The organism is Clostridium merdae, assembly GCF_900176635.1.
Classification (GTDB): Bacteria; Bacillota; Clostridia; order Oscillospirales; family Acutalibacteraceae; genus Faecalispora; species Faecalispora merdae.
Genome location: NZ_FXLN01000004.1, coordinates 21,574 through 34,385, shown reverse-complemented (window position 1 = coordinate 34,385; position 12,812 = coordinate 21,574). Strand labels below are relative to the sequence as shown.

Here is a 12,812-nt window from a genome sequence, read left to right as displayed (position 1 = left end):
GGCTAAATGAAATTTCTCCCCCATAACTACCAGGCCTATTGCATTAACCGGATTGTGGACATGCCTGTATTCCCCGGACCCGGGCTAGGCGCTTATCTTGGCATGGGTCTCGGCAAAACGGTAATTACTCTGACCGCAGTAAATGAGTTAAAATACAGCCGCTTTGCCGTCCGAAAGGTATTGGTAATCGCCCCAAAGAAAGTGGCCGAAGCAACTTGGAGCAAAGAGGCTGCCAAGTGGGAACACCTAAAGCTACTGCGAATTATTCCGGTGCTGGGAAGTCTAAAACAGAGAATCCGAGCCCTCAACACCCCAGCAGACGTGTATGTCATAAACCGCGAGAATGTCCAATGGCTGGTAGACTACTACCGAAATGACTGGCCCTTCGACATGGTGGTGATAGACGAAAGCAGCAGCTTTAAGAATCACCAAGCCAAAAGATTCAAGTCTCTTTGCTGGGTAAGAAAGAGGATTTCCCGACTGGTAGAACTAACCGGTACCCCAGCCCCAAACGGACTGATTGACTTGTGGGCGCAGGTGTACTTACTGGATGGTGGTGAACGCTTGGGCAAAACAATAGGCGGGTTCCGGCAGCGGTATTTTGACCCAGACCAGCGCAGTGCCCAGCAGGTTTTTAGCTATAAACCAAAGGATGGAGCCGACGACACCATCCAAGACAAAATTAACGATATCTGCATCAGCATGAGTGCGGAAGATTATCTGGATTTACCCGAATGTCTCTCGATAGAAGTTCCTGTGCAGTTGGATACCAAGGCACAAGCAGCTTACAAGAAGCTAGAAAAGGACATGCTGCTAGAAATCAACGATGAGGAAATCACGGCCACTACAGCTGCAGCCCTTGGAACAAAGCTGTTACAGCTTGGAAATGGCGCTGTATACGGAGAAGACCGGCAGGTGGTAGAAATTCACAAGTGCAAGATTGAAGCATTTCTGGAACTTGTGGAAGCACTACAGGGGCAATCGGCGCTTGTGTTTTATAACTTCCAGCATGACCGAGACCGGATTTTAGCAGCACTGAAAAAGTCAGGCTTACGAATCAGGGTGTACAAAGATGCCCAGGATGAAACCGACTGGAATAATCACCAGATTGATATTCTCCTGGCGCATCCGGCCAGCACCGCCTACGGCCTGAACTTGCAGGATGGCGGTAATCACATTATCTGGTTCGGGCTTAACTGGTCCTTGGAATTAAAGCAGCAAGCAGATAAACGTCTGCACCGACAGGGTCAGAAACAGAAAGTTTTTATCCATCACCTGATAGTACAGGGTAGTATGGACGAGGATGTCATGGATGCTTTGCAGGGAAAAAGCAACACACAAGAAAGTCTTTTGAAGTCCCTTCGCGTCAGGATTGAAAAAGTAAAGGAGGAATCCGCATGAAAAGATTTTTAAATGCATTATCATCCCCAAAAGTCTATTGGTTCATCGTGCGATTAGCCGGGGTCTGCTTTATTCTCAGCGGCATCTCCACCGCCTTCTTAAACTATGCGAATCCCACTAACGCGGCTTTGAATAGTGTCTTTCTAGGATATTGTTTCATGGTCGCTAGACCAATAAGGGAGGCCTCTGAATGAAAGCACGTATTCCCTCCCAGCAGATGATGTCTAACCGGGATTTGAAAGTAGTAGACCAGTATATCCAGGAAGAAAGCCATAGCATGAGCTGCCGGCTGTTTAAGCTGGTAGCCGTCGCTTTGAACGATTTGTATGGGTTCGGAGCTAAACGGAATCTTGAATTATCCCAATATGTCGGGAATCTCATCATCGAGCATCAAGACGATGAAATCTTTTGGCAGCATGTGGACAAGCGTTGCGACCAGATGGGGTTGGGGTATGAGTCCGAGGATTATGAGAAAATGGAAGCCCGGCGAAGGAGGTAGCGAATGGCTGCAGCGACAAATCAACTTATTACCAATGTGAGTAAACAACAAGCTTTAAAAATCATAGCCAAGTATTCGCCTCACGGCCTATTTTGGTGTATCGATGGAAGTAAATTTATAGGAATAGACAACTCCACTGGTGATGCGTGGACTGAGGAATTTGAAACTTTTAAACAATGTGAATCTTGGTTATTAAGGGGGTATTAGAAGTGACCAAAAAAGAACTATCCCAGCTGCGCGATTTAAAGCGTGAGATACAACTACTAAAAGAGCAGCGCGCAGAAATCCGAAATAATATGCGTAGCATGAAAACTCCAAACTGTGTGGAAGCATCGAGCAAATACCCGCCGTACCAAAAGCACAGCGTTACGGTTTGTGGAGTTTCTCCTACCGAAACCGCTGCATTTCACGATGAAGATGCCCGACTTCAAAAAATCAAGTTGGCAATTGCTGAACGTGAGCGCCGGCGCCAAGAGGAATACGACAAGCTTGACCGATTTATCGAAAGTATTGAGGACAGCAAGATTCGTCAGATTATCACTCTGTACTACATACAAGGGCTAACATGGCCCCAAGTAGCTTACCGTATTGGGTGTCGTGACGAAGGAACCCCAAGGAAAAAGATTGAAAAATATTTATTAAATTCCGGTAATTCCGGATTGTATCCTGTAAAATAATATTATGGGAATTTTGTATCAAACGCTTGGCACATAGCCGGGCGTTTTTTCATACCTTTGTGCGGGTCCTATGAAAGGAGCCGTATATGAACTATACCAATAAAATATTTAATATGGACTGCCTGTCTGGTATGAGTATGTACCCGGATAAAAGTATCGATATGATACTGTGCGATTTGCCGTATGGCATTACAGACTGCAGATGGGACAGCTTGCTTCCATTTGACCAGCTGTGGCAGCAGTATCTACGCATCATTAAGAACAACGGGGCTATTGTTTTAACAGCATGCCAGCCATTTACCACAAGATTAATCAGTAGCCAACCGAAGCTATTCCGGTATTGCTGGTATTGGAGCAAAAACATGATAACCGGGTTCGCCAATGCTAAAAGGCAGCCGCTGCGGTGCGTGGAAGAAGTCTGTGTTTTCTATAAACATTTACCCACGTACAACCCACAGGGCATTATTGTACTGGATAAGCCTATTATTCAACGAGGAAAGAAAGCGCCGGCGCACGGAGATTTTGTTTATGCAAAGGATGGAAGCTTGTCTCATGATACCGAAACCTGTGTTGTACATTATCCAAGGCAGTTGCTGGAAGTAAAATGCGAACGCGGTCTTCACCCGACACAAAAGCCTGTTGCACTGTTTGAATACTTCATTCGGACATATACCAATCCCGGCGAATTAGTACTGGACAACTGCATGGGGAGCGGTACAACGGCGGTTGCATGTATTAACTCTAAGCGTAATTTTACAGGGTTCGAGTGGGACAAGCAGTATTATCATATAGCTACACGTAGAATGAAAGCGTATAATTAATATGTTGACTTTATAAATATTTAGTTCTAGTATTAAGGTTAATAAATTGTAGGAGCCATAACATGAAAAATAAATATTATTGGCCTTATTATACACTCGGAGTCATTCTGCCTATATGGATTGTAATATCGTGTATATTAGGTACCGTTGTAACAAATTATGCGGCAGAAAAAGGTAATTACACTCCTGTATATTTTTTCCCTTTGTTTATTTTTGTAATACCTGGCACTATATTGATTACTCTTCTTTTGACTTTTGTTAAAGTAACGGAAAATGAAATTATCTTCTTCAAACATGGTTTCTTACCCCGCAAAATCAATTTCTGCGATGTTACAGAATGGGGCTTATATATAAAATATGGAGGAAACGGAAGAACCGTAAGCCTTTTATATATCACGTCAATTCCTATTTCTGAGTTAAAATCCGGAAAAGTTATTAATAAAAAAGCTTTGAGGCATAAAAACAGGCGAAATTTTATCATTCTTGGATATGATGATAAGAGACTAATAACTTTTCTGATAGAGAACTTCCCCAAAAATTATAATAAGGAATTTTTATATGAAAAATCCGATTATTTAGGTATAGCTGATGAAAGCAAAAATCCATTGTTTAGGAATCTCCGCTAATAGTTAAGGGCGCCCTATGAGGCGTCCTTTTTCATACCCATTTTCAGGAGGTGAGCAGCAGTGAAGTGCATCAATTGCCCTTGGAACGATTACCACAAGGCGGGTGTGCCGTACTGCATGCTGCCGCGATGTTTATATCAGATAGAGCGAGGTGGTGACGAGTGTGGCGAAAGGCAAATATCAAAAGTGGCTGACTCCGGACGGAAGGCTCCTCCTTGAAGCTTGGGCACGAGAGGGCCTAACTGATGAGCAGCTCGCCGAAAAAATGGGAGTTAACCGTGCCACTCTATACGCTTGGAAAGCAAAGTATCCCGACATTTCCGACGCCTTAAAAAGAGGCAAGGAAGTTGTTGATATTGAAGTTGAGAATGCACTACTCAAACGGGCAAAGGGCTACGAGTACCTTGAAGAAAAAGTTGAGGTTGAGGAAGGACCGGGCGGGAAAGTAAAATCCCGCAAGGTAGTTCAAACGATAAAACAGGTTGTCCCTGATGTAGGAGCCGCGGCTTTCTGGCTGAAAAACAGGCGTCCAGATATATGGCGAGATAAACCACCAGAAAATGCTGGATCCGTTAATTCAGAAGACGACCCAATTACAGCAGCTATCAAGGAGGATTTTAAGTAATGGGATTCTCAGCAAAGCAAAAGGAAATACTGCGTTTTCCCTACGCCGGTAAAACCGCTTTGATTTGTGATGGTGCTGTTCGCTCTGGCAAAACTGCTGTTATGTCCCTCTCCTATCTTTTGTGGGCAATGGCCAACTACAACGGCCAGAATTTTGGCATTTGTGGGAAGACGGTTATCTCTGCCGAACGAAATGTAATAAAGCCGCTCCTAGCAATTAAATACCTCAAGGAGCACTTCGCTATTCGATTTGCTAATCACATACTGACCGTAAGCCGTGGAGGCAAAACCAACACCTTCTATGTATTCGGTGGAAAAGACGAAAGTTCCTATCAGCTGATTCAGGGCATCACGCTGGCCGGCGTGCTGCTGGATGAAGTAGCACTAATGCCCCGCTCCTTTGTGGAACAGGCTCTTGCCCGGTGCTCCGTAGAGGGTGCTAAGTTCTGGTTTAACTGCAACCCAGCCAACCCACAGCATTGGTTTTATGAGGAATGGATTAAGCAACTCGATAGCAAAGATGCTATGCACTTACATTTTCTCATGTCAGACAATCCGTCTCTTAGCAAAGAAACTCTTGCGAGATATGAAAGCATGTACACCGGCGTGTTTTATCGCCGCTATGTATTAGGTGAATGGGTACAGGCAGAGGGCCTCGTCTACCCTATGTTTGACCGCGAAAAGCATATCATCTCCGAATTTCTTGGTACAGGCCGTTACTTCATCAGTATTGATTACGGCATTCTAAATCCGTTCTCTGCAGGCTTGTGGTGTGTGCGTGATGGCGTTGCAATCAGAGTTGCCGAGTATTACCATGATGGCCGTAAAACAAAGCAGCAGCGAACCGACGAGGAACATTACTCAGAGGTAGAAAAGCTGGCCGGTGACCTCTACATCGAGCGTGTGGTGGTTGACCCGTCCGCAAGCAGCTTCATTGAAACAGTTTACCGGCACGGCCGGTTCCCTGTAGATAAAGCGAAGAACGATGTTATTCCCGGCATTGCGGCGGTTTCCTCTCTGCTGCAGGCAGGAAAGATACAAATTTGTGAGTGCTGCGATGATTGTATCCGAGAGTTCGAGGCGTACTCCTGGGACCCGGATAAGCCAGAGGACTCCGTGCTCAAAGAGTTTGACCATGCAATGGATGATGTGCGCTACTTTACCAGCACGATTTTAAGGAATGAATTCAGATGGGAGAATTGGCGGTGATACCGTGGGCTTTTTAAACTGGATTAAGGGGGTGTTTCACAACGTGTTTAGTCCACAGGAAGTTTACCAGATTTTCAAAGTTCAGCCGGCAGCGTCGTCTGTTATGATGGGATCTATCGAAAACTGGAAACAAATATACGAAGGTCGGGCTTGTTGGCTGGATGATGACCCGGAAATGCGCTCCGCCCAGTTTGCTTCCATCGTGTCTAGCGAAGCAGCCCGCTTAGCAACAATTGAGCTTGCCTTTAAAATCACAGGCTCTGCCCGCGCTGATTACCTTCAACAGCGCATGGCAAAGCTGCAAGATAAGATACGGACCCAACTGGAATATGCTTGTGCTATGGGCGGTATGATGCTGAAACCAAATGGCAGCGGCGTGGATTTCATTAAGCACGGAGAATTCATTCCGGTGGATTTGGATAGCAACGGAGACATAACAGGAGTCATATTCATATCATCAAAGCAGGTTGGTGACAAATACTACAATCGCTTTGAGTACCAACGTTTTGAGGGAAGCATATACAAAATCAGTAACAAGGCATTCGTGAGTGACAGCCCGAATACTATTGGCCGCCCGATTTCGTTAGCTGCTGTGCGAGAATGGGTAAACATTCAGCCGGAAGTCAGCATAGACCATCTAGAACAACCGCTGTTTTCGTATCTGAAAATGCCCTGGGCAAATCAGATTGACAGTTCTTCCCCCCTTGGTTGCTCTATCTTTGCAAAAGCAATAGACACGATTCAGGATATTGATATTACCGCTCGTGGCTTGCGAAGAGAAATTAAAACCGCTGATCGCAAGGTGTTTGTATCCGATAAAATTCTCCGGCGCGATAATAAAGGCAATGTTACGAACAACCCTATCCCCGACCTGATTCAAGGTTTAGAGTATGGCGTGGACGAAGCAAATACCTACCATGAATTCAATCCTACTATTCGTATTGCTGAGTACCGCCAGAGCATGCAAACATTTCTGAACATTGCCGGCAACCAATGCGGATTCTCTAACGGATATTTCTCCTTTGATGAGAAAACTGGTATGGTCACAGCAACGCAGGTTGAGGCTGACCAGCAGCGCACTGTATCTACTGCGACGGATATTCAAAAGGCATTGAAAACCGCCCTGTCCGGACTGGCTTATGCTCTGGGCGTTTATGCAACACTGTATAACCTCGCCCCTCCCGGAACATATGAAGAAAGCTATTCTATGAGGGACCTGTCTGTCAATGTTTCCGAGGACCGTGCCAGGGCTTGGCAGATGGTGATTGCTAACGTGCTGCCCAAATGGAAGTACCTCGTTGACTACGAGGGATATACCGAAGAAGAAGCAAAACAGCTTGTTGCGGAGGCGCAGCAAAGCGCAAATCTCAGCAATCCGTTTGGATTTGGGGAGCGTGATGCCTAATGCTCCCACCTGATTATTTTGACTACGCCGCAGACGACCTGCTGGGGCTATACAGCAAACTCGACGAAACCATCACCCGTGACATTGTGCGCCGTCTTGTAAAGACTGGCGGCGTTTCTTCTACAGCCAACTGGCAGATTCAAAGGCTCCAAGAATCAGGCCTGCTGCTGGATGATATTATTCGCGCTGTCTCACAAATGACCGACGCCAGCGACCAGCAGGTACGAGGGCTGTTTGAAGATGCTGGGATTCAGGCCTTAGAAATAGACATGAGTATCTATCGTGCCGCCGGCCTCTCTCCCCCACCTTTGCGGCAATCGTTAGGCGCTATGCAAGTGCTGCAAGCGGGTATGCAAAAAACTGCCGGCCACCTAAAAAACCTCTCAATGACTACAGCCATAGCTTCGCAGCAAACCTATATCAATGCCGTTACCCTTGCAGAAATGCAGGTGGAAAGCGGCGCTTTCGATTATATGACCGCTATCCGAAACGCTGTACGCTCTGCGGCTGAATCCGGGACCGAGGTTCTTTACCCCACCGGTCACCGCGATAAATTGGACGTGGCGATACGCAGAGCAACGCTGACAGGGGTAACGCAAACTGCGTCACAGATATCAGAGCATTATGCTGATGATATGGGCTGCGATTTGGTGGAAACAACAGCACACCCCGGAGCTCGGCCGGAACATCAAGCGTGGCAAGGCAAAATCTTTAGCCGGTCTGGTAAGCACAGCAAATATCCTGACTTTGTAAAATCTACAGGATATGGCACTGGTGCTGGGCTCTGCGGATGGAACTGTCGGCACAGTTTTTTTCCTTTTTTTGAAGGTATTTCTCCAAGTGCATACCCTAGAGAGACACTGCGTTATTATGAAAATCAAACCGTTAGATATAACGGTAAAGCTATTAAGTATTACGATGCCACTCAGATGCAGCGCGCCATGGAACGCCAGATTAGAGCTACCAAGCGAGAGCTTGCGGGGTATGATGCCGGAATCAAAAGCTCCGATAGCGAAGAACTGAAAAACGCATTGACTGAGCGTTTTCAGGCTGCCTCAGTGAAGCTATCCCGGCAGAAGTCACAGATGGACGATTTTCTCGGTCAGACCGGTATGCTACGACAAACTGAACGAGAGCAGGTGCTTGGATTCGGTAGAAGTCAGGCGCAGAAAGCGGTATGGTTTGGTAGCAGAAAACGGTAATGTTATTTCATAGTATCTATTGTACTATGTTTATCAACATAACATAAACCTATATGGGTATAAGAAATAGTGCTGTTATTAACGGGTACAATTTTATATGTATTTGTAAAAATGACAGCATCATATACCTCTTTATAATTATGTCTTAAATTTGAATGTAAATCTTGAATTTTAACGTAAGGTGCAATAATAATGTTATCTTTATAAGAAGTCAAAACAACATAGCTCTGTTTATCCATTTCAATCGTACTATAGCTTTCATTATAATTATTCACTCGAAAAAATGTATTTAAAATGTTAATGTATGACAAAACAAAGACAATTAGAGACGATGCTATTCCCAAAGCAATCAAGACCATGTTATTTCTATCATCACATATTGTTTTTATACCACAAAAGATAAAAAGAGATCCAAAGAAGCTAACCAAAAAAAATATAATAGTCCATCTTGTATTTAAATTTCTAATCTCGTTAAATAAATTAATATTTTCGGTATTTAGAGCGAATGATTCTGCTGCGTTGTATAAACATGTAATTAAATACACAATGTACACTAAAAAGTAGACTATGTTATATAACATCTTTTCATGGAATTTAAGTTTAGATTTACATGTCTTCCAGACGGCAAAAGGAACTCCGATACATACTATTATCACTATTAGATTTAATACTGAAGTCACAAATATATCTTGAACATCAAATTCAAGTAAAATGTTATCGATTCCGTAATAAGCATATAATGCTGATTTATAGAAACCAGAAAGAATAATTGCTAAGGTAGAGAATATTGCTAATGCTTTTACAGTAATATCAAAAAAAGAACTTATACTTTCTCTGTCTAACCTTTTACGTTCTTTCTGTTTAACTTTCGCTCTTATCCTTATTTTCATTATATTTTTATGCATTGTTTTCTCCTTTTTATTTATATATTACTATTATTTAATAAATATAACAAACTTCAACATTTTTCAAGTAAATATTCTATAAAAACAGCACCTACAATTTGCAGGTGCTGTTTTTATACCCCAGATTTTGACCGACCCGACGTCGTAAAACTACGGGCGCGGGTGATGCAACCACGTACAAAAGCGTAGCGGGAAAGGAACTATATGAAACGAGAAGACATTATTGCACTCGGAATTGAGGACAAGGATGTATTGGACAAGATTCTGGCGCTGAACGGTGCAGATATCGAAAAGCAGAAAACTTCTATTATTACTCTCACTACCGAGCGCGACGACTACAAAGAACGCCTAGAAGCCGCGAATCAGCAAATCGAACAGTTCAAGGGCCTGAATGTGGAGCAAATCCAGCAGGCTGCAGACGACTGGAAGCAGAAGTATGAAACTGCCGAATCCGATTATCAAAAAAAGCTAGCTGAACGCGATTACAACGATGCTGCTCTTGCCGCCCTGTCTGATGTGAATTTCACGTCAAAGGCTGCAAAGAGCTCTTTTCTTTCTATGCTGAAAGAGAAGCAGTTGAAGCTGGACGGCGGCAAACTAATCGGGTTCGATGATATTCTGACACAGGCCAAGACAGACGACCCCAGTGCGTTTGCCAGTGGCAAGCCCGCCCCCAAGTTTACTGAACCAATTACCGGTGCACCACTGCCGGAAATCACCAAAGAGGCATTTACAAAAATGTCGTACATGGAGAAATTAAAAATTAAAACAGAGCAGCCCGAAATCTACAAAGGGCTGACACAGAAATAGGAGGTAACAACATATGCCTGGTACTTTTCTTGGATTCCCGTTTGATGAGGAACTTTTCAACCAAACTTGGGGTGAAGCTCCAGACCCTGTAAAAACCGCTATGCTGAACAGCGGCGCACTGGTGGAAGATTCCCAGATTGCGTCCATGATTCAGAATGACGGTAATTTCTACACCATTCCGTTTTATAACGTACTTAGCGGTGACCCCGACAACTACGATGGTCAGACCGACATCAACACGGCTGAAACAAGTGGCGATTCTCAGTCTGGTGTTGTGTTTGGTCGCGCCAAGGGCTTCACAGCTCGCAACTTTGTGGCGGAACTGACTGGTGCTGACCCAATGGGAAACATCACCCGCAATATTGCAACCTACTGGCAGAAACAAGACCAACTGCGGTTGCTGAAAATCCTATCCGGTGTATTTGGTGTGACCGGCTCATCTGGCCACGCAAAAAAATGGCACGATAACCATGTGGTTGACCTTGGCTCCACCACCGCGACGCCGTATAAGATTGGTATTACTGATTTGAACGACCTTGCTACTGAAGCTATGGGCGATAACAAGTCTCTATTCAGCCTTGCGATTATGCACTCCAGCGTCGCCAAAACACTAGAAAACCTCCAAGTATTAGAGTATTGGAAACAGACCGATGCAAATGGTGTACAGCGTAGCCTTGCAATTGGTTCCGTGAATGGATATACCGTTATTATTGATGATGGCGTTCCTACTGCTTCCGTGGGTGGTAGCGGCGCAAATAAGGATTTGACCAAGTACACTACTTACCTGTTAGGTGGCGGCGTAATCCGCACTGCTCCCGGCCGTGTCGATGTACCGTCTGAGGCATACCGTGAACCTGCAAAAAATGGTGGTCAGGACACACTTTACACCCGCACTCGCAAAACTTTCCACCCGAACGGATTTAGCTTCATCCCCCCCGCTTCCGGTTTCAGTGGCTCCCCCACCGATGCACAGCTCGCGGCTGCTGCAAACTGGGCGATTAAGTTCGACCCGAAAGCTATTCCAATGGCAGCGCTTATCACAAACGGTTAAGGAGGCAGTTTTATGACGGCGTTTGCTGATTACACATATTATCAGAACAGCTTCCACGGCAACGCCGTCAGTGAGGCTGATTTCCCCAGTCTGGCAGTTAAGGCATCGGCCTATGTCCGAGCGATTACGTTCGGCAGGGCTGATGCGGGCCGCGAAGAAATCAAGGATGCAACCTGCGTCGCAGCGGAAGTAATTCAGCAGCTTGAAAAAGAGCGTTCCGGCACTGCAAAATCAAGTGAAAATGTTGGCAGCTGGTCAGTGAGCTACCTTAATCCGAACGCTCTCGGTTTAGATGAGCGAACTAGGATATCGCAAGCGGTTGACATATACCTAGCGGGCACTGGCCTTATGTATGCGGGGGTGGATAGATGTTTCCCCACACCATAACACTCTACAACTACACCAAGGCTGGGTACAACCGTACCGTCCTGCGCGGCGTCCTCTGGGAAGATACCAAGGCAAAAAACGTCAATAAGAGCGGCTCGGCTGCTGTGGATAGTGTGCGAGTGTTTATCCCATTTGATGTTGATTCTGGCGACGCAGTGTATAAGCTGCCCGCAGACTATCAGATAGCGCCTGCCGGTTCATGGACGATGCAAACTAAGCCCAAGGACTTTATTGTAAAAGGTGAGTGTTCTTTTGCACCGGTTCCCGGTGGATCCATTTCGGAACTGACACAGAATTACGATGCTTTGTCTATTACAAGTGTCACAACCTGCGATTTCGGCTCCTTGCAGCACTGGGAAGTAGGTGGTAAATGATGGATGGTTCCGAGATTAAAACCCCGCGCGGAGAAATCATCATCACTAAAGCTGGTAGGGCTCAGCTTGTGTGGAGCACAAGTTTTAAAAACAAATGGCCGGGGCAGTATTCTCGCGCTCAGCAGTACGTTGACAGTGAGGTACTGCGCCTCTCCACCCCACTTATCCCCATACGGTCTAGCATGCTGATTAAGTCTGGCCAGCTTGGTACTGTAGTCGGTAGTGGTCATGTTAGCTGGATTGCCCCTTATGCTCGAAATCGGTACTATAACACTGCGACGAGCCGACCAGATGATCGGCAACGCGGCGCATATTGGTTTGAGCGGATGAAGGCAGTCCATGGCACGCAGATTGTGAACGGTGCAAAAAGGATGGCAGGAGGTGGTGGCAAATGAGTATCATTGAATCTTTACAGGCTTATATCTCCACCTGCCCCGCTCTTAACTCTTTCGCTGATTTGCACGTCGACGGGCTGGAGCCCGGCGCGGTCAATTACAGCATTGATACCCTGCCCGGCGCCCGTATTCTATCGCAGGATTTAGCCGGGAATAAAACGCGTGAGTTTCCTTTCATGTTGCTTTCTCGCGAGGCGTCCATAGATGATATTACCCGAATCGCTAACACTGGATTTTATGAAGATTTTGCCGACTGGCTTGAGGACCAGTCGGACAATGATACTCTGCCTGACCTCGGAACGAAAAAGATAGCAGAATCCATTGAAGCGACCTCGTGGGGCTACCTTTACCAGCGCGACGAAAACGACCAGACCGCAATATACCAGATTATTTGTAAGATGACTTACACCCAAACGAAAGGATGAT

At 45.5% G+C, this 12,812-nt stretch carries 17 protein-coding genes; 16 read left to right on the top strand and 1 reads right to left on the bottom strand.

Annotated features, from left to right (window positions below):
• Positions 1-6: 6 nt before the first annotated feature.
• The 10 genes from CAN90_RS05635 to CAN90_RS05585 all read left to right on the top strand — a co-directional run bounded on the left by CAN90_RS05635 (position 7) and on the right by CAN90_RS05585 (position 8,464).
• Entirely contained in the window at positions 7-1,401 is a 1,395-nt protein-coding gene (locus CAN90_RS05635) for a DEAD/DEAH box helicase (RefSeq protein ID WP_085832877.1), read from the top strand.
• 190 nt (positions 1,402-1,591) lie between these two features.
• Entirely contained in the window at positions 1,592-1,900 is a 309-nt protein-coding gene (locus CAN90_RS05625) for a hypothetical protein (protein WP_085832875.1), read from the top strand.
• Between the two features lie 3 nt (positions 1,901-1,903).
• Positions 1,904-2,107, top strand: a complete 204-nt coding sequence (locus tag CAN90_RS05620; protein WP_085832874.1) for a hypothetical protein — start codon at positions 1,904-1,906, stop codon at positions 2,105-2,107.
• 2 nt (positions 2,108-2,109) lie between these two features.
• Positions 2,110-2,577, top strand: coding sequence for a hypothetical protein (locus CAN90_RS05615; RefSeq protein WP_085832873.1), 468 nt, complete (start codon positions 2,110-2,112; stop codon positions 2,575-2,577).
• Positions 2,578-2,663: 86 nt separating this feature from the next.
• A complete protein-coding gene (locus tag CAN90_RS05610) occupies positions 2,664-3,398 on the top strand; it encodes a DNA-methyltransferase (protein WP_085832872.1) in 735 nt (244 codons plus the stop codon).
• Positions 3,399-3,460: 62 nt separating this feature from the next.
• The gene (locus CAN90_RS05605; protein WP_085832871.1) at positions 3,461-4,024 is read left to right on the top strand and encodes a hypothetical protein; all 564 of its coding nucleotides are present in this window, start codon (positions 3,461-3,463) and stop codon (positions 4,022-4,024) included.
• A 163-nt stretch (positions 4,025-4,187) separates the two neighbouring features.
• The gene (locus CAN90_RS05600) at positions 4,188-4,649 is read left to right on the top strand and encodes a transposase (RefSeq protein ID WP_085832870.1); all 462 of its coding nucleotides are present in this window, start codon (positions 4,188-4,190) and stop codon (positions 4,647-4,649) included.
• Positions 4,649-5,857: a PBSX family phage terminase large subunit gene (locus CAN90_RS05595; RefSeq protein WP_085832869.1), complete on the top strand. Its 1,209-nt coding sequence runs from the start codon at positions 4,649-4,651 to the stop codon at positions 5,855-5,857. Before CAN90_RS05600 ends, CAN90_RS05595 begins: the two co-directional genes overlap by 1 nt.
• Complete coding sequence (locus tag CAN90_RS05590) at positions 5,829-7,262, top strand: phage portal protein (protein ID WP_085832868.1); 1,434 nt, start codon at positions 5,829-5,831, stop codon at positions 7,260-7,262. The genes CAN90_RS05595 and CAN90_RS05590 overlap by 29 nt, the downstream gene beginning before the upstream one ends.
• Positions 7,262-8,464, top strand: coding sequence for a phage minor capsid protein (locus CAN90_RS05585; protein ID WP_085832867.1), 1,203 nt, complete (start codon positions 7,262-7,264; stop codon positions 8,462-8,464). Before CAN90_RS05590 ends, CAN90_RS05585 begins: the two co-directional genes overlap by 1 nt.
• Positions 8,465-8,466: 2 nt before the next feature.
• On the opposite strand, the gene CAN90_RS05580 is transcribed toward CAN90_RS05585, so the two are convergent.
• Positions 8,467-9,369, bottom strand: coding sequence for a hypothetical protein (locus CAN90_RS05580; protein WP_085832866.1), 903 nt, complete (start codon positions 9,367-9,369; stop codon positions 8,467-8,469).
• A 204-nt stretch (positions 9,370-9,573) separates the two neighbouring features.
• Between CAN90_RS05580 and CAN90_RS05575 the strand changes: the two genes are divergently transcribed.
• The 6 genes from CAN90_RS05575 to CAN90_RS05550 are packed head-to-tail and all read left to right on the top strand — an operon-like array spanning position 9,574 to position 12,811.
• Complete coding sequence (locus CAN90_RS05575; RefSeq protein ID WP_085832865.1) at positions 9,574-10,179, top strand: phage scaffolding protein; 606 nt, start codon at positions 9,574-9,576, stop codon at positions 10,177-10,179.
• Between the two features lie 13 nt (positions 10,180-10,192).
• On the top strand, positions 10,193-11,230 hold the full coding sequence (locus tag CAN90_RS05570) for a coat protein (protein ID WP_085832864.1): 1,038 nt from the start codon (positions 10,193-10,195) through the stop codon (positions 11,228-11,230).
• A gap of 12 nt (positions 11,231-11,242) precedes the next feature.
• The gene (locus CAN90_RS05565) at positions 11,243-11,617 is read left to right on the top strand and encodes a head-tail connector protein (protein WP_085832863.1); all 375 of its coding nucleotides are present in this window, start codon (positions 11,243-11,245) and stop codon (positions 11,615-11,617) included.
• Positions 11,599-11,991: a DUF6751 family protein gene (locus CAN90_RS05560; protein WP_085832862.1), complete on the top strand. Its 393-nt coding sequence runs from the start codon at positions 11,599-11,601 to the stop codon at positions 11,989-11,991. The genes CAN90_RS05565 and CAN90_RS05560 overlap by 19 nt, the downstream gene beginning before the upstream one ends.
• Positions 11,988-12,386 carry a hypothetical protein gene (locus CAN90_RS05555; protein ID WP_242953585.1) on the top strand — a complete coding sequence of 133 codons (399 nt, stop codon included), beginning with the start codon at positions 11,988-11,990 and terminating at the stop codon, positions 12,384-12,386. The genes CAN90_RS05560 and CAN90_RS05555 overlap by 4 nt, the downstream gene beginning before the upstream one ends.
• Entirely contained in the window at positions 12,383-12,811 is a 429-nt protein-coding gene (locus CAN90_RS05550) for a hypothetical protein (RefSeq protein WP_085832860.1), read from the top strand. The genes CAN90_RS05555 and CAN90_RS05550 overlap by 4 nt, the downstream gene beginning before the upstream one ends.
• Position 12,812: the final 1 nt, after the last annotated feature.